This is a genomic window from Zongyangia acetica (assembly GCF_038739695.1).
Lineage (GTDB): Bacteria > Bacillota > Clostridia > Oscillospirales > Ruminococcaceae > Zongyangia > Zongyangia gallinarum.
The window spans coordinates 12,026-31,363 of record NZ_JBBEWN010000003.1; the positions used below are offsets into that span (position 1 = coordinate 12,026).

A 19,338-nucleotide genomic window follows, 5' to 3' on the forward strand; every position below is an offset into this window, starting at 1 on the left:
TGATGCTTTCGGTAAAAAGGGACAGTTTTTGTCCCTTTTTTGCTTTATTCTGAAACTTATTCTGTTAAAGAATTGGAGGTTCATCATGGAAGATTTTATGCCCATAGAACCAATGGAGGATCAGGAACCTTCAAGGCAGTCTATCATAAAAGCAGAGAAAAAAAATAAAAATAGAAAATACAATAACTTTTTTGAATGGGTGGAGACCATTGTTGCCGGCGTTGTCTGCGCTGTGCTATGTTTTACTTTCGTGGTGCGCATGGTCGGTGTAGAAGGAATCTCCATGCAGCCGACACTATACGAGGGTGACCGGATCCTTCTGTCTAACTTGATACCTGTATATAGCAATGGAGATGTGGTAGTTGTTACCAAACATCACATTGATGATCGTCCTCTCGTCAAGCGGATCATTGCCACTGCGGGTCAGACCATCGACATCGACTTTGAGCAGGGCAAGGTTTACATTGATGGGGAAGAAATTGACGAACCCTATATCAAAGAAGCGACCTACACTGATGAGGGAACCGAGTTCCCCTTAACGGTGCCTGAGGGCTACGTTTTTTGCATGGGTGATAACCGCAATGAATCCATGGACAGCAGAGATCCGAGAGTAGGCCTGATTGACACCCGTTATATTTTAGGAAAAGCTGTTTTCAGGGTTTATCCATTGGATAGTATCGGATTGATCGATTAAGCAGGAGGAAATTATGATCGAAGCACCTTCCATTCAGTGGTTTCCAGGACATATGGCAAAAACTCGGCGGCTTATGCGGGATAGCCTGAAGATGGTGGATATCGTCATTGAGCTGACAGATGCCCGTATTCCCCAAAGCAGCCGCAATCCGGAGATTGACAAACTCATTGGAAATAAGCCGAGAATTGTTATGCTTAATAAGGCAGACGCAGCGGATGAGACCATCAACAATGCCTGGTGTAGTTTTTATGCTTCCAAAGGGATTGCTGCCTTGGCTGCCGATTGCCGCAGTGGGAAAGGGCTCAAGGCGTTTTTACCAATGCTACGTAAGGTACTGTCAGATGAGCTTTCCAGAAGGGAGAGCCGGGGAAATGTGGGAAAGCCTATCCGCATGATGGTGGTGGGCATCCCTAACGTGGGAAAGTCCTCTTTTATCAACCGGATGGCTGGAGGCAAAAGGACCAAGGTAGAAGATCGCCCCGGTGTCACGCGCAGTCAGCAGTGGGTCAAGGTAAATGGCGGCCCAGGTCTTAACAATTTGGATCTGCTCGACATGCCCGGTGTGCTCTGGCCTAAGTTTGAAGACCCCTTGGTGGGAGAAAAGCTTGCATTCACCGGAGCCATCAAGGATGATATCATGGATATTGAGCTTTTGGCGGCAAGACTTCTAGAGTTTCTCAATGAAAACTACCGTCAAATGATCTGTGGACGCTATCGTCTCGAAGAAAATGAAGTAACTGACCTAGCGGGCTTTGACCTTCTTTCCCTCATTGGCAAAAAGAGAGGAATGCTTATTTCCGGAGGCGAAGTCAATACAGAACGAGCGGCCATTATGGTGCTGGATGAATTTCGCAGTGGAAAAATTGGCCGTATATCCCTGGAAGCACCTACCGCATAGAAAGGGGACACCACTATGGCAGATATTGATATACTTGCACCTGAGAAAAAAGCAAAAAAACAGGGGTGTTCTCTTATTTGTGGGGTCGATGAAGCAGGGAGGGGGCCCTTAGCTGGACCTGTATATGCGGCAGCGGTGATCCTACCAGAACACTTTGACCTTCCAGGACTCAATGACTCCAAGAAATTGAGCCCCAAAAAGCGCGAACTACTCGACCAGCTTATCAGGGAACAGGCAATTTCCTTTTGTATTGCCAGTGCTAGTGAACAGGAAATAGACGAGATCAATATTCTCCAGGCGACTTTTCTGGCTATGAAGCGGGCGGTATCTGGACTTTCCACGGTGCCAGATATTGTACTAGTTGATGGCAATCGGGATCCAGGGCTTTCTATCAAAACGGAATGTATCGTCGGCGGTGATGCCAAATCCGCCAGTATAGCAGCGGCTTCGATTCTTGCCAAGGTGGCAAGAGACAAAGTCATGCAGCAGCTTCATGAGCAGTATCCTATGTACTGCTTTGATAAGCATAAAGGCTATCCTACCAAACTCCATTATGAAAAAATTTCGGAATATGGGGTATCCCCAGTACATCGAAAGACTTTTCTTAAAAAGTATTTTGCGGGAAAAGCACAATGAGCCGCCGAGATATTGGAAAGTTGGGGGAGGATTTTTGCGGGCACATCCTTGCCGCAAAAGGATATAGGATTCTCGCACAGAACTATCACTCCCGCTACGGAGAGATCGACCTAATCGTACAGAAAGAAGGCATTATTGCCTTTGTGGAAGTCAAAGCACGCAAGGCGGATGGAATCGCGCTTCCCAGAGAATACGTGGACGTGAAAAAACAGAGGCGGTTGATAAAAACGGCGATCCAATATCTTTCGTCCACAGGGGTAGAGTTGCAGCCCCGTTTTGATGTATTCGAGGTAAAATTACATTCTCAGACTGGTGCGGTCATCGGATACAAGTATATTGAAAATGCATTTGAAGTTGGTGATATTGATGCGATATTTTGATCTGCACTGTGATACCATTACCGAAATTTGCCGAAAAAAGACAGAGCTATCGGATTATAGCGGTCATCTTTCCATCGAAAAAACCAAGGGAATTCGTCTGTGGAGGCAGTGCTTTGCCATCTTTGTTCCCGATGACCAGCGGGGTGATGCCGCCATCTCCTATTACGAACGGCATTATCACTATTTTAAGAAGCAGATGATGGTAAACTCAGATGAAATATCCTGGCAAAGGTCTTTATCGGAAATTACAGGTGATCAGACCGCAACTAAAGCGGCTATTCTCACTGTAGAGGGTGGTTGTGTCTTGGCTGGGGACCTAAATCGGGTACAGCAATTATCCGAGGACGGGGTTCGGATGATTACATTAACCTGGAACGGTGAGAATGAACTAGGTTGTGGCATCTCATCTAACAAAGGTCTGACCCCTTTTGGACTTCAGGCGGTACAGGAAATGGAACAGCAGGATATTGTTGTCGACGTTTCCCATCTTTCTGATGCAGGGCTTGATGACGTGATTAACTGTACTACTCGCCCCTTTATGGCCAGTCATTCTAGCTCTCGGGCCCTTTGTGATCATCCCCGTAACCTGACCGACATGCAATTTGGCGCTTTGGCCAAAAAGAGATGCTTGGTAGGAATCAATTTCAGCAGAGGATTTTTAAACAGGGATAGCCAGAAGGCATCCTATCGTGATATGATAAAACATATCGATCACTTTCTTGGCCTAGGCGGCGAAGATGTCGTAGCCTTAGGTTCTGATTTTGACGGCACAGATATGCCAGCTGATTTTCCGGATATTACGGCGATACCGCGCCTCTATGAGGAAATGTTGCGTTTAGGATACCCAGAAAAGCTGGTAGATAAAATCTTTTATCAAAATGCAGCCGACTTTTTTGTCAGATATGAGCAAAGCAAAAAGCAATAAAAATTTCCATAGATTTTGAGGGGGAAAAGTAATGCAATATCAAAGCACCAGAAATTCCAGTGTCCGCGTTTCATCAGCGCAGGCTATCTCTCAGGGAATTTCTCAGGATAAAGGTTTATTCGTTCCTACAAGTATCCCAGTCCTGACCGCAGAGGATATCCAGGACATGTGCGGCATGGATTATATTGCCCGGGCGAAAAAAGTTCTTGGCGCCTATCTCACCGATTTCTCTGATGAGGAGTTAGGCGCATGTGTCCAGGGCGCATATCAGGGGAAATTTGAGGAAGATAAAGTTGCCCCTCTCTCCAAGGTGGGGGAAAACACTTATTTCCTGGAATTATGGCATGGCCCTACCTGTGCTTTTAAGGATGTTGCTTTACAATTACTTCCTTATTTGCTGACAACCTCTGCCAAGAAGGTAGTAGATGGAAAGAAAATCGTCATCTTGGTCGCTACTTCCGGTGATACAGGTAAGGCAGCTCTCGAGGGATTTAAAGATGTGGAGAACACCTCCATCCTGGTATTTTATCCAGAGGATGGGGTGAGTCCTATGCAAAAATTACAGATGACTACCCAAGCTGGGGAAAATGTGGCAGTTTGCGCCATTGAAGGTAATTTTGACGACGCTCAAAATGGAGTAAAAGCTATATTTACTGATCCTGTCATGGCGGCAAAGCTGGAAAAGCATGGTATGATGTTTTCCAGCGCCAACTCTATTAACTGGGGAAGACTGGTACCCCAAATTGTCTATTATATCAGTGCCTACTGTGATTTAATTGCGGATGGAGAGATTAAGGCAGGGGAGCCCATTAATGTCGTAGTTCCTACCGGGAATTTTGGCAACATTTTGGCCGCTTATTATGCACGGGAGATGGGCATTCCCATTGCCAAACTGATCTGCGCCTCCAACCAGAACAATGTGCTCACCGACTTTATTCGTACCGGCACCTATGATAAAAATCGGGTATTCCATACCTCGATTTCTCCTTCTATGGATATTCTTATCTCCAGTAACCTGGAGCGGCTGCTGTATCATCTTTGCGGTAAAGATGACAAAACGCTTACTTCTTGGATGCAGGCATTAACAGAAGAAGGAAAGTATGCCATCGATCCGCAGATGAGAGCAGAGCTTCAGAAGGTATTCTGGGGTGGCTATTGTGATGACACAGCAACTAAAAATACAATCCATGAAGTGTTCCAAAAATATTCCTATTTGTGCGATACCCATACTGCGGTAGCCGTCAATGTTTATGAGCAGTATGTAAAAGAAACCGGGGACGCCACCAAAACAGTGATCGCGTCTACCGCCAGTCCTTTTAAATTCTCTTCCAGCGTACTGGATGCTATTGCTCCGGAAAAGGTGGACAAGAATGATTTTGTGACGGCAGAACGCCTCAGCCAGGTGTCTGGTTATGCTATCCCCAAGGCACTGAAAGAATTAAAGGATAAGCAGCCACGTTTTGACACATGCTGTACCCGAGAAAATATGGAACAAATTGTTCTGGAAATGTTACATATCCAATAGACAAAAAACGCCCGATAGCCGGACGTTTTTGAAAACCAGTAGCTATTTGGGTTTAAATGTGCTGCAAATTGTATCTCCTGTCATGGCGGCAAAGGTGGGGCCAATTTTAACCTCTTTGGCCATACAATGGGAACGTTTTTCATTGTACATACAGTTAACAACTTCGCATTTCACGTTGGGCATATGATCTGGATGAGAATTCTGCTCTTTATTCATAGGAATACTCCTTTCGATGATTTCTTCTTTATTTTTTTACCGCAGTTTTCTATTATGCAGAACATGTGATATGATTTGAGAAAAAGGTGGTTTATGAATATATTTGCCATTGCCGACCTCCATCTATCTTTAGGCAGTGATAAGCCAATGGATGTATTTTCCGGCTGGGACGGCTATGTAGAAAAACTGAAGGATCATTGGTGTTCTAAGGTGAATGAAGCTGATATTGTCGTCATTGCTGGGGATGTCTCCTGGGGAATGTCTTTGGAGGAAAGCCTGACAGACTTTGAATTTATTCATAGCCTGCCTGGACAAAAATATATTCTCAAGGGCAATCATGATTATTGGTGGACAACGGCAAAAAAAATGAACAGCTTTTTTGAACAGCATGGATTAACCAGCCTGCACATCCTCCATAATAACTGTGTTGTCTGCGGAGGGCTTGCTCTGTGCGGGACGAGAGGTTGGATCTTTGAAAATGGCCAGCCACAGGATCAAAAGATTGTAGCCCGTGAAGCACAGAGGCTGGAAACCTCTCTGAAAGCTGCGGGAGATCGGGAAAAGATCGTTTTTCTCCATTATCCGCCCATATATATGAAAGAAATGTCCGTAGAAATTATGGAAGTATTGCATCACTATCAAGTAAAGACCTGTTATTACGGACATATTCACGGTGGGGGAAGACGGTTTGCCCTCAATGGCACTTATATGGATATCCAATTCCAGTTAATATCTTGTGATCAGGTTGATTTTGATCCGGTTTTTGTGGCTTCAACCGAAATGAAAGAGCCCGCAGAGAATATGACTTAAAAAAAGAATAATTCTTTACAAGTTTGCAGGAAAAACTTCAAAAAAAAACTTGGTATTTTCGTGCAAATATGATATAATCACTAGGATAAATGCGTTTAAAGTAACAGGAGGAAGTTCTGAAATGAGTTTAACTTCGGCAAAACAGGTGGAGACCAATAAGTATGAATTAGAAATTGCTGTAGACGGCGATACTTTTAATGCTGCTGTTGATCAGGCATTTCGCAAAAACGGAAAAAAAATGCAGGTGCCTGGCTTTCGGAAGGGAAAGGCTCCCCGTTCTATCATAGAGAAAATGTACGGCGAGGGCATCTTCTATGAGGATGCAATCAATTCTGTTTATCCCGATGCCTATGAATCCGCCGTCAAAGAGGCTAAGATTGAGCCGGTAGACCGGGCGGATGTTGAGGTGCTTGAGGTAGGCAAAGATGGCTTTACCTTTAAGGCGACTGTTACTGTCAAGCCAGAAGTCGAAGTTGAAAACTACAAAGGTATCGAAGCCACCAAAAAAATTGTCAATGTTTCCGAAGAGGAAATTGACAGCGAGATTGAGCGGCTGAGGGAAAGAAACGGCCGTATGGTCAATGTGGAAGACCGCGCCGCACAGAATGGCGACAACACCATTATTGACTTTGAGGGATTTGTTGATGACGTTGCCTTTGATGGAGGCAAGGGTGAGAATTATCCCCTGACTTTGGGTTCTAATCAGTTTATTCCTGGCTTTGAGGATCAGATTGTTGGCCACAATGTTGGGGATGAGTTTGATGTCAATGTCACCTTTCCTGAAGAATATCATGTAGCAGACTTGGCTGGAAAACCTGCGGTTTTCAAAGTAAAACTTCATGAGATTAAAATGCGTGAGCTGCCTGAGGTTGACGATGAGTTTGCCAAAGATGTCAGTGAGTTCGATACCGTGGCGGAGTTGAGAGACGACCTGAAAGCAAAGCTTTTGGAAGCTAAGCAAACTGCTGCGCAAAATGATTTGGAGAATCAGCTGATTGATGTTGTTATCTCTAATATGAAGGCTGAAATTCCTCAGGTCATGATTGAGCATCGCATTGACGAAATGGTCCGCGATTTCGATTATCGCCTGCAGTCCCAGGGAATGAATTTGCAGACCTATCTCCAGTATACTGGCATGGAGATGGATTCCTTCAGAAAAACTTTTGCCGAGCAGTCGGAACGTCAGGTTAAGGTAAGATTGGCTCTGGAAAAAATTGTAGAACTCGAAAATATCGAAGTAGAGCAGGAAGCAGCGGATGCAGAGATGCAGAAACTTGCTGAGCAGTATCAGATTGATCTGGATAAAGTAAAGATGATTATTCCTGAAGAGGAAATCAAGAAAGATTTGGCTGTCAATAAGGCCATTGATATGATCCGCGATACTGCAAAGGTCACAGAAGTAGCTGACGAGCCGGAGAAAGAAAAGACCGAGAAAAAAGCCCCGGCAAAAAAGTCTACTAGAAAGGCACCGGCTAAAAAAGCTGCAGCTAAAAAAGCGGAAGCTCCTGTTGAGGAAACAAAAGACGAAGTTACAGAGTAATTGATAGCTCATGTTACATATATTTCAGCGGACTTAGCTCCGCTGAAATATATTGTGCTTTTAGAGGAATATTTCCCGGAAATATTTGAACTTGAGAGAAACTCAGTGTTTATCATGCGGAGGTGTGTTAGATGAGTTTAGTCCCAATGGTAGTTGAACAGACCAATCGAGGAGAGCGTTCCTATGATATTTTTTCTCGCCTGCTGAACGATCGTATTGTTATGCTGTGCGAGGAGGTCAATGACGCCAGTGCTAGCCTAGTAGTAGCCCAGCTTCTTTATCTGGAGGGGCAGGATCCTGATAAGGATATCAGCCTATATATCAACAGTCCTGGTGGTTCTGTTACCGCTGGCATGGCAATCTATGATACTATGAAATATATCAAGTGTGATGTCTCCACCATTTGCATGGGATTGGCGGCTTCTATGGGCGCATTTTTGTTGTGTTCTGGAACCAAAGGAAAACGTTTGGCCTTGCCCAACAGCGAGATCATGATCCATCAGCCTTCAGGCGGTGCTCAGGGGCAGGCTACAGATGTAAAGATTCATGCGGAATGGATCATGCGGACAAAAGCCAAGTTGAATAAAATGATGGCGGAAGCTACAGGTCAGCCTCTGGAGGTAATCGAACGGGACACTGAGCGTGACAACTTTATGTCTGCAGAAGAAGCCGTGAAATACGGATTGGTCGACAGAGTGATTTATGAACGATAGGTTGTGATACAATGCCAAGAAACGACGATGGCAGAACGGTAAGGTGTTCTTTCTGTGGAAAAACCCAGGATCAAGTGCGGCGTTTAATTGCTGGACCTGGTGTTTATATCTGCAATGAGTGTATTGAACTGTGCCAGAGCGTAATGCAGGATGAGGGCTATGCTTCACGTCGATCAAAACCTGTGCGGGAAGAGATTGATATTACCATTCCAAAGCCACAGGAAATCAAGGCCATTTTAGATGAATATGTCATTGGTCAAGACGCAGCCAAGATTGCTTTGTCCATTGCCGTATATAATCATTATAAGCGGATATATTTCGGTGGAGAAGATGGGGTAGAGCTACAGAAAAGTAATGTACTTCTGTTAGGACCTACTGGTGTCGGCAAAACACTGCTGGCTCAAACCCTTGCCAAAATCCTCAACGTACCTTTCGCAATTGCCGATGCCACTACATTGACAGAGGCAGGGTATGTGGGCGAGGACGTGGAGAATATACTGCTTCGGCTCATTCAGGCTGCCGATTTTGATATTGAAAAGGCTGAACGTGGCATCATCTATATCGATGAAATCGATAAAATCACAAGAAAAAGTGAAAATCCCTCCATCACCCGCGATGTCAGTGGTGAAGGAGTACAGCAGGCGCTTTTGAAAATTTTGGAAGGTACCATCTCTAATGTTCCACCTCAAGGGGGCCGCAAGCACCCACAGCAGGAATTCATTCAGATTGACACCTCCAATATTCTCTTCATCTGTGGTGGTGCCTTTGAAGGAATTGATAAGATCATTGAGCGCCGTGTATCCACTTCTTCTTTGGGCTTTGGTGCCAAGATAAGAACTAGCGCCGATAAGGAGACAGACAATCTCATTGCACAGGTCATTCCCCATGATCTGGTCAAATATGGGATGATCCCAGAATTGGTAGGACGTATTCCTGTCATTACTACCCTCAATGCACTGGATGCACCTAGTCTGGTGCGGATTTTGTCCGAACCCAAAAATGCTGTAATTAAACAGTATAAACGCCTTTTTGAATTAGATGGAATTGACTTAGAGTTTGAGCCAGAGGCTTTACAGGCGATTGCGGATCAAGCGATTGAGAGTAAAACTGGTGCTCGTGGGTTGCGTACTATTATGGAACGAGTCCTTCAACCCATTATGTTTGATTCCCCATCCGATGCTACGATTGAGGAAATCACAATTTCCAAGGCCTGTGTCGACGGAACGGGGGAACCTGATATACTGCGCAATCCCAATAAAAAACCAATGAAACTACAATTGCCATCAGACCGGGCGATGAAGCCGAGAAAAGATTCTGTCAGCTAATCCAAATATTGGATAGGAAAGCAGCCGCAAATACGGCTGCTTTTTCTAAATAAAGAAGAAAATATGAAAAGACTTTGTGCGTATCAGGAAAAATATACAGGAAAAGTCTCTTTTGGACTGATGAGCCAATCATTTTGTTCAAAATTAGGGCAATTTGTATAAAAAGTAAACATTTTGCACTTGAATTACACGATTTTTTTCTTTATAATGAATGTCAATTGAAAAGGTAAATTTGAACCTTTTCAAAAAGCTAGGAGAAAGCGAGGGAAGTTTATGTACGAAATCGATGAAAACACAGTGAGAATGCCGATGCTGGCGCTCCGTGGACTTGTCCTTTTTCCTAACATGATCCTTCATTTTGACGTGGGAAGGGAAAAATCTATTGCAGCTTTAAAAAAGGCAATGGATGACGACCAGTACATATATCTTGTTGCCCAAAAAGATATTCGCGATGATGATCCGCAAGACTATGAAATCTATAATGTAGGTGTCGTTGCGCAGATCCGGCAGATCCTCAAGATGCCGGGGGATAGTCTGCGGGTATTGGTAGAGGGCGTTTATCGCGGTCAAACTAAGGAGATTGTCTCGACATCCCCTTACCTTGAGGCGATTGTGGAGAAGATGCCTCTCACCCAAATGCCAAAGTCCAAGTCTGTCGCATGCCAGGCGAGAATGCGCACATTAAAAGAACTCTTTGAGGAATACTGCTATCTTTATGCCAAGGTGCCCAAAGAAATTATTCTCAATGTGATGGAAACAGAAGATCCTGTTTATCTGGTGGAATACATCGCTGGGAATATTATGCTGAAGGTAGAGCAGAAGCAAACAATATTGGAGCAATCCAGTGGGATGAAACGGTTAGATCTGCTCATTAAATATCTGGATCAGGAAAATAAAGTCCTCACTTTGGAGAAGGACATCTATGCCAAAGTGAAAGACCAAATTGATGAAAACCAGCGGGAGTACTATCTACGGGAGCAGATGCGTGCTATTTCTGAGGAGCTGGGAGAAACAGAAAATGTACAGGACGAGGTAGACGGCTATCAAAAGCGGATTGCCGCATTAGATGTAGACGATGAGAGCAAAGAAAAACTTTATAAAGAAGCTGATCGCCTCTATAAAATGCCTTCCAACTCCCATGAGGCGGCAGTGATCCGCTCGTGGCTCGATGTCTGCTTGGATTTGCCTTACAATACCAGAACGAAAGATAAAATCGACATTGCAAAAGCCCAAAAGTTTTTGGATAAAGAGCACTACGGCCTCAAAAAAATCAAACAACGTATCTTGGAACTGTTGGCCGTTCGGGTTATGGCGCCAGATATCAAAGGACAGATTATTTGTCTGGTAGGCCCTCCAGGAGTGGGAAAGACTTCTATTGCCCGTTCCATAGCCCAAACTATGGGAAGAAAATATGCCCGAGTTTCCTTGGGAGGCATCCGGGATGAGTCTGATATCCGTGGACACCGTAAAACCTATATCGGCGCTATGCCTGGCAGAATTATCACTGCTTTGCAGCAGGCTGGTTCTCGTAATCCTCTCATCTTGTTGGATGAAATCGATAAAATGAGCAACGATTTCAGAGGAGATCCCTCTGCGGCCATGCTCGAGGTTCTTGACAGTGAACAAAACAACGCATTTCGGGATCACTATGTAGAAATCCCCTTTGATCTTAGCGAGGTATTGTTCCTTACTACGGCCAATACGCTGGATACTATACCTGCGCCTCTTCTTGACCGTATGGAAGTCATTGAACTTCCCAGTTATACAAGAGAAGAAAAATTCCAGATTGGAAAGCGTCACCTGGTTCCAAAACAGATGAAACGCCATGGACTCAACAGCAAGAACTTCCATATTTATGATGATGCCCTTTACGATTTGATTGATAACTACACACGGGAAGCCGGTGTCCGTAATCTGGAGCGGGTGATCGCTTCCCTCTGCCGAAAGGCGGATAAATGCTTGGTGGCTGGTGAAGTACAGAAGGTCAACATTCGAGATAAAAATATTGAAGAATTCCTTGGCGCCAAAAAGTTTAAGCCAGAAAAGATTTTGGAGACAGACGAAGTAGGAGTTGTCACCGGACTTGCTTGGACCTCTGTGGGCGGTGAGACTATGCCCATCGAGGTTGCTGTTATGGATGGAAATGGCAAAATCGAGCTCACAGGTTCTTTAGGAGACGTGATGAAGGAGTCTGCCCATGCGGCAATCAGCTATGTGCGCAGCCGTGCTGATGAGCTTCTCATTGAGCCTGACTTCTATAAAACGCGAGACATCCACATTCATGTGCCAGAAGGCGCGGTGCCAAAGGATGGTCCGTCGGCAGGTGTTACCATGTGTACTGCTATTGTATCCGCTCTGTCCAATACACCGGTACGTCGAGAGGTTGCAATGACAGGAGAAATTACCTTGCGTGGTCGGGTTCTACCCATCGGTGGTCTGAGGGAAAAAACGATGGCCGCCTATGCAGCAGGGGTAAAAACCGTAATTATTCCTCAGGACAATGTTCCCGATCTTGAGCAGGTAGATGATGTGGTCAAATCCTCTATCAAGTTTATTCCTGCCGCTAAAATAGATACCGTTTTAAACCATGCACTGATTAAAAATCCTGCTGTGGTTCAGCCTGATGACGATGGCTGCAAGACAGGTGTAAAACTTAACGAGAAAAAAGACATCAAAAATCGCTTTATTACCCAGTAAAGAGAGCAAAGGAGACAGTATGAATTATCACGCCATAGAGTTTGAAACATCTTTTGGTCTGCTTTCTCAATTGCCCCCTTCGACCATGACGGAGATTGCTTTTTCCGGTCGTTCTAATGTAGGAAAATCTACATTAATTAATAAAATTTTTAATCGAAAGACTCTGGCCAAAGTGAGTTCTGTTCCGGGAAAAACTAAAACGATCAATTTCTTCAAGGGAGATAATGTTCGTTTTGTGGATCTTCCTGGATATGGTTTTGCAAAGGTATCAAAATCAGAAAAAAGAAGATGGGCTGAGTTAATGGAGGGGTATTTTAATACCGAACGGGATATTGCCCTGGTCTTTCAGCTTATCGATATGCGTCATCCTCCCACGCAGGATGATCTAATGATGCTTCATTTTCTAATTGAGAGTGAAATCCCTTTCGTCATCATTTTGACAAAGTCTGACAAGCTTAGCAAATCCCAAAAGGAAGAACGGTTGGCAGCTCTCCAAGAAGAAATCCCTTATGCCGACCAAATCACCATGATTCCCTTTTCTTCTGTAAAGGGCGATGGCGTTGAAGATATTAAGGCAATTATTGACGACATTGCGGATGAAATTGCCGAAGTAGGGGAATAGGCATCAAAAGATATTGAAGACAAAGGAGAAATGCGACGTGTTTATTTCAGATTGCTTGGGAATTAATGAGGCCGGACACCTGACCATTGGGGGAGTGGATACCATTATGCTGGCCGAAAAATATGGTACCCCTCTGTATGTGATGGATGAGGATGATATCCGGCGAAGCTGTAGCCTTTACAAAAAATCCATCGACAAATATTACGATGGACAGGGACTTGTCACCTATGCCAGCAAAGCTTTCTGCTGTAAAGAAATTTGTAAGGTAGCAGCTTCAGAAGGCTTGGGCCTTGATGTAGTATCTGCTGGAGAGCTTTACACGGCGCATGAGGCCGGATTTCCTATGGAGAAGGTGTTCTTCCATGGCAATAACAAGACAATGGAAGAATTGACACTGGCTTTGGAATATGGCGTAGGACGTATTGTGGTCGATAATCTGACAGAACTAGCGTTTCTCAATACTTTGGCCCGTTCCCAAGGAAAGACGGCGAATATCTTTTTCCGCATCAAACCTGGTATTGATGCTCATACCCATGATTTTGTACGTACTGGGCAGATTGATAGCAAATTCGGCCTTGCGCTCGAGACGGGCGAAGCCATGGAAGCGGTAAAAGAAGCTCTCGGTTACGAAAATATCTGTCTAAAAGGGCTACACTGTCACATAGGTTCTCAAATTTTCGATATTGAACCCTTTGAGCATGCGGCACAGGTTATGCTTGGCTTTATTGCACAAATCAAGACAGAAACTGGTTATGAAATAGGGGAGCTAAACTTAGGCGGCGGATTCGGTATTAAATATATTACCGAGCATGATCCTGTGGAATATGACAGCTATATGCAAAAGGTTTCTGCCGTTGTTAACAGCACCTGCAAAGATCTTGCAATTAAGCGGCCGTTTATTATTATCGAACCAGGACGTTCTATTGCTGGACCGGCAGGCATCACCCTTTATACTGTAGGTGCTGTAAAGGAAATCCCCCATATCCGTACTTATGTTTCGATCGATGGAGGGATGACCGATAACCCGCGTTATGCGTTGTATCAATCTGAATATGAGTGTCTGGTGGCAAGCCGTGCTGGTGAGCCCAGAGAAAAGGTTGTCACCATTGCCGGTAAATGCTGCGAGAGCGGCGATCTCATCGGGGAAGGAATGCATATTCAGGATGTGAAACCCGGTGATATCATTGCTGTTTTGGCTACTGGTGCTTATAATTACTCAATGTCTTCTAACTATAATCGAATTCCTAAACCCGCTGTCATCTTTGTCAAAGGTGGTAAAGACCGGCTAGTGGTGAAACGAGAAACCTTGGAAGATATTATCCGCAACGATCTGTAGGGTAGTTTTTATGACTCTAGCGCATCGGAAGGAACCGGTGCGCTTTTCTCTGTCTATTTTTTTATAGAATCATTTACTTTTTCAGTTCAGTGTGGTAAACTATGAATAGACCTATCATGTGTAATTCGGAGGAAGGCATATGAACAGCAAACTGAAAGATATGAATGTGGATTATCTCTTCAAAGCGATTTTGTCTTTGGAAACTCTGGAGGAATGTTATAATTTTTTTGAGGATCTATGCACTGTTCCTGAGTTAAAGGCTTTGTCACAGCGGCTGCATGTAGCTAAAATGTTGGAAGAGCGCCATGTATATAGTGATATTGTCAATGAGACTGGCGCCAGTACGGCGACCATCAGCCGTGTGAATCGTTCCCTCAACTATGGTTGTGACGGTTATCGGGTGGTTTTTGAAAGACTGAAGGATGAAAAATAATGGCGTATCATTGTTTTGCGGCCTATTATGATCGGCTGACCTGGGATGTAGATTATCCGGGGAGAGCACAGTATTTTCAGGCATTGCTGCAAAAATATCACCGTGGCAAGGTCGAGCTTTTGCTCGACCTTGCCTGCGGTACAGGCAGCTTATCTCTCGAATTAGCTCGTCTCGGCTATGATGTTATTGCCGTAGATGGTTCTGAGGATATGCTTTCACAGGCCATGGAAAAGAACGATGGGAGTTATCCCATTCTCTTTTTATGCCAGCAGATGGAGGATTTGGATCTTTACGGTACGATTGATGCTGCAGTTTGTGCTTTGGACAGCATTAATCATGTGACAGACCCAAAGACGGTTCTAAAAATTTTTCAAAGGGTATCCCTTTTTATGAATCCCGGCGGCATCTTTCTTTTTGATGTCAACACACCTTATAAACATCGGGAAATACTCTCTGACTCTACCTTTGTCTATGAAGACGATGATCTATATTGTGTATGGCAAAATGGGCCAGCGGATCAGGAAGATTGTGTGGAAATCACACTAGATTTCTTTTCCTGGAACGGTGAGAGCTATGATCGGGAATCTGAGTCTCTCAAGGAGCGTGCCTATGCTCCGAAATTACTGACAGAATGGCTGCGGGAATCCGGTATGGAGGTACTGGCAATTTATGGAGATGATACTTTTCAAGCGCCAGTAGAAAATACCCAACGGCTTATATTTGTAACAAGAAAGAGTGAATAATGTATGGGAAAATTAGTACGGGCATTGAGTAAAGATGGTGGAATTTCTTGTATTGCCATTGATTCCACCGATATCGTTGCACGGGCTGAGCGTATCCATCAGACCAGTGCTGTTGTTACAGCGGGTTTGGGGCGTTTGCTAACGGCTGCATCTATTATGGGCTCTATGCTAAAAGATAAAGAAAATTCTATTACCTTACGTGTAGCAGGCGATGGCCCAGTTGGCGCGCTGATTGCAGTAACTGACGGCGAAGGCAATGTGAGGGGATATCCAGTCAATCCTATCGTTGAATTACCCCTTAACCAATATGGTAAGCTGGATGTGGGAGGTGCTGTAGGGAAAGGTGTTCTTCATGTAATCAAAGATCTAGGAATGAAAGACCCTTATGTTGGGCAAGTGCCTCTCATCTCTGGAGAAATTGCAGAAGACATTACCAGCTATTACGCCGTCAGCGAACAAATTCCCACCGTCTGTGGGCTTGGCGTACTTGTCAATACGGATCTAACTGTACTTTCCGCTGGAGGATATCTTATACAGCTTATGCCTGGGGTAGGAGAGGAGACCATTTCTGAATTAGAAGAAAATGTCAAGAAAATGCCTCCGGTATCCCAAATGCTCCATGAAGGGTTAACACCTCAACAGATCATAGAAAAAGCCTTAGACGGCTTTGAGCCAAACATATTAGAGGAAAAAGAGGTTTCCTACAAATGTGATTGTAGTAGAGAGCGGGTAGAACGTGCCCTGCTTTCTCTTGGAAAAAAAGAACTGCAAAAAATGTCAGAGGAAGATAAGGTCACAGAGGTTGGTTGTCATTTTTGTAGTAAAAAATATCGATTCAATCAAAAAGAAATAAAAACTTTGATGGCGAGAGCAAAGTAATATATCAATTTATAAAAAGCTTGACATTTTTGGGGGAATCATGTAGAATTAATTTCGCTGCTTGTGTTTTGGATAATTTGCAGCGAAATTGTGGGAGCATAGCTCAGCTGGGAGAGCACCTGCCTTACAAGCAGGGGGTCACAGGTTCGAGCCCTGTTGTTCCCACCAAATGGCCCGGTAGTTCAGTTGGTTAGAACGCTAGCCTGTCACGCTAGAGGTCGTGGGTTCGAGCCCCATCCGGGTCGCCAATGGATGCCTCTGTAGCTCAGTCGGTAGAGCAGAGGACTGAAAATCCTCGTGTCGTTGGTTCGATTCCGACCGGAGGCACCATCCTGCGGGTTTAGCTCATCTGGTAGAGCGCCACCTTGCCAAGGTGGAGGTAGCGAGTTCGAGCCTCGTAACCCGCTCCATAATCAAAAACACCTGAAGCAAATTTGCTTCAGGTGTTTTTGATTATTTGCCAAATGTCAAGAGCTAAGAATAACCCCGGGGAAAAGGGCATATGATAAGACTATCCTCTCGTTTTCTCCACAATCTTTATCTAAATCCAGTGAAAAATTAAATCGGGTTCATTTGGTAATTTTTTTTAAGAAAAACATTGACTTTTTTCTGTCTTTATTGTAAAATAATATTCGTCGCTGATGAGAAGTGACAATTTTCTGTAAAGATGGGAGCATAGCTCAGCTGGGAGAGCACCTGCCTTACAAGCAGGGGGTCACAGGTTCGAGCCCTGTTGTTCCCACCAAATGGCCCGGTAGTTCAGTTGGTTAGAACGCTAGCCTGTCACGCTAGAGGTCGTGGGTTCGAGCCCCATCCGGGTCGCCAATGGATGCCTCTGTAGCTCAGTCGGTAGAGCAGAGGACTGAAAATCCTCGTGTCGTTGGTTCGATTCCGACCGGAGGCACCATCCTGCGGGTTTAGCTCATCTGGTAGAGCGCCACCTTGCCAAGGTGGAGGTAGCGAGTTCGAGCCTCGTAACCCGCTCCATATAAGGCGCCATAGCCAAGTGGTAAGGCAGAGGTCTGCAAAACCTTCATTCCCCAGTTCAAATCTGGGTGGCGCCTCCAAAGAAAACACCCCTGAAAGTTCAGGGGTGTTTTCTTTTGTCCTTACCTAGATTTCATACATCAAATCATGTATAATTAAAGTCTATTATCTTCATCAATAAATCGTATGATAATTGAATTGCTTTCAAAAGGGGGTGTAGATATGAAAGAAATATTGAATAGTTTCTTCACTCGGGAATATGCACTGTCCCTTGAGGAAATTTTGGTTCATATTACGGTGTCTGTGATCATAGGTATGGTCATTTTTCTTTCATACTGGATCACCCATACTGGTACTATCTATAGCAGAAGGTTTAATGTGTCGCTCATCGTATTAACTGTTCTTACCACATCAGTAATGATCGTCATTGGTAGTAACATTGCCCTTTCCCTTGGTATGGTAGGTGCTCTCTCCATAGTACGCTTCAGAAATGCAGTGAAGGATCCTAGAGATACTGTCTATATTTTCTGGACAATTGTTGTAGGCATCTGCTGTGGCATCGGTGACTATATCATTGCGAGTATTAGTACATTAGCTCTTTTTGTTCTACTTTTGGTTGTTGGCAGAATCAAAAATGATTATAAAAGGCTACTGGTTATCCGGGCACATAAACGATTGGAAAAGGACATTCAATCTATGGTTACCTCATTTTTTAGAGCAAAAGAAAAGTTGCAAGCGATGAATACCACCAAAGATACAGTGGAATTTATCTATCAATTACCCTCTCGGCGCTTCTCTCAGATAACTAAGGCAGACAAAAAAATTTTAGAGCAAGTTGATAAAATGGAGGGAATTGATTATGTCAACATCGTTTCGCAAAACGACGATATCACTGATAGGCAACATGGCAAATATAAAAGTTGAACCCGGACATAATCTTTAAGATTTTGTCCGGGTTTTTTATTCCAGAAAAAATTCAATTGGGAAACGCAATAATATAGAGATAAAATTCACCGGAAGAAAGCGTTGCAGAAGATGCAATGAGAAAATCAAGATTTGTGCTGTCTCCTATGACAGGAAATGCTGTGGTTGATTCTGTCGAGGCGGAAAGACCTCCTGCCGTTGTTGTTGGAACCTTCGAGTTAAAACTTACTAAGATGGTTCCATTTGCTCTGCTGATGACCTGGAGGTAGCTGTCTGTATTGGTAGCCCCGAAAAAGGAATAAAAAATAAGATAGAAAGGTCCAGTCGCTAATGTGATTGTTGTTGGACTTGACTGTGAAATTAAATCAGGGGCGGAATTAGAGATTTCCACAAATTCAATGGGAGAACTCGTTGTGATCCTAGAGGCGTTAACATATCGTGCCAATAAAGCACCTGGTCCCGCTGCTCCAGTAGCACCGGTAGGGCCAGTATCGCCCCGTGGACCCTGTATACCTGTGGGACCCGTAGGGCCTGTCACACCGGCAGGGCCGGCATCTCCTTTGGCTCCCGCTATTCCTTGAGGGCCCTGAGGACCTTCGTGGCCTTGTGGGCCTGTAGGCCCAGTCGCTCCTGTAGGTCCTTGCATTCCCGTTGGACCCGTAGGGCCGGTTGGTCCTGTTGAGCCTGTTGTACCAGTGGATCCAGTCGCTCCAGTGGCTCCGATGATTCCCTGCGGGCCTTGGGCGCCTACAGGACCTTGTGGACCTGTAGGCCCAGTGGCGCCCTGTGGGCCTTGAGCACCCGTTGGACCCGTAGGACCGGTTGGACCGGTAACCCCACCAGGGCAGGGAGGACGACAGCAATAAAATGGGCAATGATAATTCAAGGTAATCATCCTTTATGAGATTTTATGATAGAAAGATATTTTTACATCCTATGCAAAATCTCTTTTGAAAGCGACTGGCCACAGGTTGCTATTTCTTGTGCAATGATAGAAAAAAAGGTATAATGGATTTAATCGTTAGTCTATTCACTGGACATACAGACATAAAATG

General features: G+C 44.5%; 18 protein-coding genes, 9 tRNA genes and 1 pseudogene. 26 read left to right on the top strand and 2 right to left on the bottom strand.

Features of this window, described 5'->3' with window-relative positions; genetic code table 11:
- Positions 1 to 85 precede the first annotated feature (85 nt).
- The 6 genes from lepB to thrC are packed head-to-tail and all read left to right on the top strand — an operon-like array spanning position 86 to position 5,058.
- Entirely contained in the window at positions 86 to 694 is a 609-nt protein-coding gene (gene lepB / locus WGC32_RS03315; RefSeq protein ID WP_342680684.1) for a signal peptidase I, read from the top strand.
- A gap of 13 nt (positions 695 to 707) precedes the next feature.
- On the top strand, positions 708 to 1,592 hold the full coding sequence (gene ylqF / locus WGC32_RS03320; RefSeq protein ID WP_191481550.1) for a ribosome biogenesis GTPase YlqF: 885 nt from the start codon (positions 708 to 710) through the stop codon (positions 1,590 to 1,592).
- A gap of 15 nt (positions 1,593 to 1,607) precedes the next feature.
- A complete protein-coding gene (locus WGC32_RS03325; RefSeq protein WP_342680685.1) occupies positions 1,608 to 2,228 on the top strand; it encodes a ribonuclease HII in 621 nt (206 codons plus the stop codon).
- Positions 2,225 to 2,608 (top strand): YraN family protein, encoded by a 384-nt coding sequence (locus WGC32_RS03330; protein ID WP_191481552.1) that lies wholly within the window; start codon positions 2,225 to 2,227, stop codon positions 2,606 to 2,608. The genes WGC32_RS03325 and WGC32_RS03330 overlap by 4 nt, the downstream gene beginning before the upstream one ends.
- The gene (locus tag WGC32_RS03335) at positions 2,595 to 3,533 is read left to right on the top strand and encodes a dipeptidase (RefSeq protein WP_342680686.1); all 939 of its coding nucleotides are present in this window, start codon (positions 2,595 to 2,597) and stop codon (positions 3,531 to 3,533) included. Before WGC32_RS03330 ends, WGC32_RS03335 begins: the two co-directional genes overlap by 14 nt.
- 31 nt (positions 3,534 to 3,564) lie before the next feature.
- Positions 3,565 to 5,058, top strand: coding sequence for a threonine synthase (gene thrC, locus WGC32_RS03340; RefSeq protein WP_342680687.1), 1,494 nt, complete (start codon positions 3,565 to 3,567; stop codon positions 5,056 to 5,058).
- Between the two features lie 42 nt (positions 5,059 to 5,100).
- On the opposite strand, the gene WGC32_RS03345 is transcribed toward thrC, so the two are convergent.
- A complete protein-coding gene (locus tag WGC32_RS03345) occupies positions 5,101 to 5,274 on the bottom strand; it encodes a DUF1540 domain-containing protein (RefSeq protein ID WP_342680688.1) in 174 nt (57 codons plus the stop codon).
- Positions 5,275 to 5,367: 93 nt separating this feature from the next.
- Here WGC32_RS03345 and WGC32_RS03350 point away from each other — a divergent pair, with 93 nt between their 5' ends.
- From WGC32_RS03350 to WGC32_RS03445, 20 genes are all read left to right on the top strand, one after another.
- The gene (locus tag WGC32_RS03350; RefSeq protein WP_191510622.1) at positions 5,368 to 6,084 is read left to right on the top strand and encodes a metallophosphoesterase; all 717 of its coding nucleotides are present in this window, start codon (positions 5,368 to 5,370) and stop codon (positions 6,082 to 6,084) included.
- A 121-nt stretch (positions 6,085 to 6,205) separates the two neighbouring features.
- Positions 6,206 to 7,624: a trigger factor gene (gene tig / locus WGC32_RS03355; protein WP_342680689.1), complete on the top strand. Its 1,419-nt coding sequence runs from the start codon at positions 6,206 to 6,208 to the stop codon at positions 7,622 to 7,624.
- 131 nt (positions 7,625 to 7,755) lie between these two features.
- Complete coding sequence (clpP, locus tag WGC32_RS03360) at positions 7,756 to 8,337, top strand: ATP-dependent Clp endopeptidase proteolytic subunit ClpP (RefSeq protein WP_191481558.1); 582 nt, start codon at positions 7,756 to 7,758, stop codon at positions 8,335 to 8,337.
- Positions 8,338 to 8,348: 11 nt separating this feature from the next.
- Positions 8,349 to 9,662: an ATP-dependent Clp protease ATP-binding subunit ClpX gene (gene clpX / locus WGC32_RS03365; protein WP_191481559.1), complete on the top strand. Its 1,314-nt coding sequence runs from the start codon at positions 8,349 to 8,351 to the stop codon at positions 9,660 to 9,662.
- Positions 9,663 to 9,935: 273 nt separating this feature from the next.
- Positions 9,936 to 12,359 carry an endopeptidase La gene (lon, locus tag WGC32_RS03370; protein WP_342680690.1) on the top strand — a complete coding sequence of 808 codons (2,424 nt, stop codon included), beginning with the start codon at positions 9,936 to 9,938 and terminating at the stop codon, positions 12,357 to 12,359.
- A gap of 19 nt (positions 12,360 to 12,378) precedes the next feature.
- Entirely contained in the window at positions 12,379 to 12,981 is a 603-nt protein-coding gene (yihA, locus tag WGC32_RS03375; protein WP_191481561.1) for a ribosome biogenesis GTP-binding protein YihA/YsxC, read from the top strand.
- Positions 12,982 to 13,018: 37 nt separating this feature from the next.
- A complete protein-coding gene (gene lysA / locus WGC32_RS03380; RefSeq protein ID WP_342680691.1) occupies positions 13,019 to 14,317 on the top strand; it encodes a diaminopimelate decarboxylase in 1,299 nt (432 codons plus the stop codon).
- Positions 14,318 to 14,456: 139 nt separating this feature from the next.
- Positions 14,457 to 14,750 carry a YerC/YecD family TrpR-related protein gene (locus tag WGC32_RS03385; RefSeq protein ID WP_191481563.1) on the top strand — a complete coding sequence of 98 codons (294 nt, stop codon included), beginning with the start codon at positions 14,457 to 14,459 and terminating at the stop codon, positions 14,748 to 14,750.
- Complete coding sequence (locus WGC32_RS03390) at positions 14,750 to 15,493, top strand: class I SAM-dependent methyltransferase (RefSeq protein WP_342680692.1); 744 nt, start codon at positions 14,750 to 14,752, stop codon at positions 15,491 to 15,493. The genes WGC32_RS03385 and WGC32_RS03390 overlap by 1 nt, the downstream gene beginning before the upstream one ends.
- 3 nt (positions 15,494 to 15,496) lie before the next feature.
- A complete protein-coding gene (gene hslO, locus WGC32_RS03395) occupies positions 15,497 to 16,372 on the top strand; it encodes an Hsp33 family molecular chaperone HslO (RefSeq protein ID WP_191481564.1) in 876 nt (291 codons plus the stop codon).
- Positions 16,373 to 16,464: 92 nt separating this feature from the next.
- A tRNA-Val gene (locus tag WGC32_RS03400) sits at positions 16,465 to 16,540 on the top strand.
- A gap of 3 nt (positions 16,541 to 16,543) precedes the next feature.
- Positions 16,544 to 16,620: transfer RNA gene (locus WGC32_RS03405), tRNA-Asp, on the top strand.
- Between the two features lie 6 nt (positions 16,621 to 16,626).
- Positions 16,627 to 16,702: transfer RNA gene (locus WGC32_RS03410), tRNA-Phe, on the top strand.
- 4 nt (positions 16,703 to 16,706) lie between these two features.
- Positions 16,707 to 16,782, top strand: a tRNA-Gly gene (locus tag WGC32_RS03415).
- Between the two features lie 259 nt (positions 16,783 to 17,041).
- Positions 17,042 to 17,117: transfer RNA gene (locus WGC32_RS03420), tRNA-Val, on the top strand.
- 3 nt (positions 17,118 to 17,120) lie between these two features.
- Positions 17,121 to 17,197: transfer RNA gene (locus tag WGC32_RS03425), tRNA-Asp, on the top strand.
- 6 nt (positions 17,198 to 17,203) lie between these two features.
- Positions 17,204 to 17,279: transfer RNA gene (locus WGC32_RS03430), tRNA-Phe, on the top strand.
- A gap of 4 nt (positions 17,280 to 17,283) precedes the next feature.
- Positions 17,284 to 17,359, top strand: a tRNA-Gly gene (locus WGC32_RS03435).
- A gap of 5 nt (positions 17,360 to 17,364) precedes the next feature.
- Positions 17,365 to 17,439 (top strand) — tRNA-Cys (locus WGC32_RS03440).
- A 142-nt stretch (positions 17,440 to 17,581) separates the two neighbouring features.
- Complete coding sequence (locus WGC32_RS03445; protein WP_342680693.1) at positions 17,582 to 18,283, top strand: DUF4956 domain-containing protein; 702 nt, start codon at positions 17,582 to 17,584, stop codon at positions 18,281 to 18,283.
- Between the two features lie 478 nt (positions 18,284 to 18,761).
- Here the strand turns inward: WGC32_RS03445 and WGC32_RS15095 are convergent.
- Positions 18,762 to 19,178, bottom strand: a pseudogene (locus tag WGC32_RS15095) (collagen-like protein); the annotation flags it as partial.
- Positions 19,179 to 19,338: the final 160 nt, after the last annotated feature.

Excerpts from the sequence above, each read along its gene's own strand:
- lepB (WP_342680684.1), top strand. The coding sequence starts at position 86 with ATGGAAGATTTTATGCCCATAGAACCAATGGAGGATCAGGAACCTTCA.
- ylqF (WP_191481550.1), top strand. The coding sequence starts at position 708 with ATGATCGAAGCACCTTCCATTCAGTGGTTTCCAGGACATATGGCAAAA.
- WGC32_RS03325 (WP_342680685.1), top strand. The coding sequence starts at position 1,608 with ATGGCAGATATTGATATACTTGCACCTGAGAAAAAAGCAAAAAAACAG.
- WGC32_RS03330 (WP_191481552.1), top strand. The coding sequence starts at position 2,225 with ATGAGCCGCCGAGATATTGGAAAGTTGGGGGAGGATTTTTGCGGGCAC.
- WGC32_RS03335 (WP_342680686.1), top strand. The coding sequence starts at position 2,595 with ATGCGATATTTTGATCTGCACTGTGATACCATTACCGAAATTTGCCGA.
- thrC (WP_342680687.1), top strand. The coding sequence starts at position 3,565 with ATGCAATATCAAAGCACCAGAAATTCCAGTGTCCGCGTTTCATCAGCG.
- WGC32_RS03345 (WP_342680688.1), bottom strand. The coding sequence starts at position 5,274 with ATGAATAAAGAGCAGAATTCTCATCCAGATCATATGCCCAACGTGAAA.
- WGC32_RS03350 (WP_191510622.1), top strand. The coding sequence starts at position 5,368 with ATGAATATATTTGCCATTGCCGACCTCCATCTATCTTTAGGCAGTGAT.
- tig (WP_342680689.1), top strand. The coding sequence starts at position 6,206 with ATGAGTTTAACTTCGGCAAAACAGGTGGAGACCAATAAGTATGAATTA.
- clpP (WP_191481558.1), top strand. The coding sequence starts at position 7,756 with ATGAGTTTAGTCCCAATGGTAGTTGAACAGACCAATCGAGGAGAGCGT.
- clpX (WP_191481559.1), top strand. The coding sequence starts at position 8,349 with ATGCCAAGAAACGACGATGGCAGAACGGTAAGGTGTTCTTTCTGTGGA.
- lon (WP_342680690.1), top strand. The coding sequence starts at position 9,936 with ATGTACGAAATCGATGAAAACACAGTGAGAATGCCGATGCTGGCGCTC.
- yihA (WP_191481561.1), top strand. The coding sequence starts at position 12,379 with ATGAATTATCACGCCATAGAGTTTGAAACATCTTTTGGTCTGCTTTCT.
- WGC32_RS03385 (WP_191481563.1), top strand. The coding sequence starts at position 14,457 with ATGAACAGCAAACTGAAAGATATGAATGTGGATTATCTCTTCAAAGCG.
- WGC32_RS03390 (WP_342680692.1), top strand. The coding sequence starts at position 14,750 with ATGGCGTATCATTGTTTTGCGGCCTATTATGATCGGCTGACCTGGGAT.
- hslO (WP_191481564.1), top strand. The coding sequence starts at position 15,497 with ATGGGAAAATTAGTACGGGCATTGAGTAAAGATGGTGGAATTTCTTGT.
- WGC32_RS03445 (WP_342680693.1), top strand. The coding sequence starts at position 17,582 with ATGAAAGAAATATTGAATAGTTTCTTCACTCGGGAATATGCACTGTCC.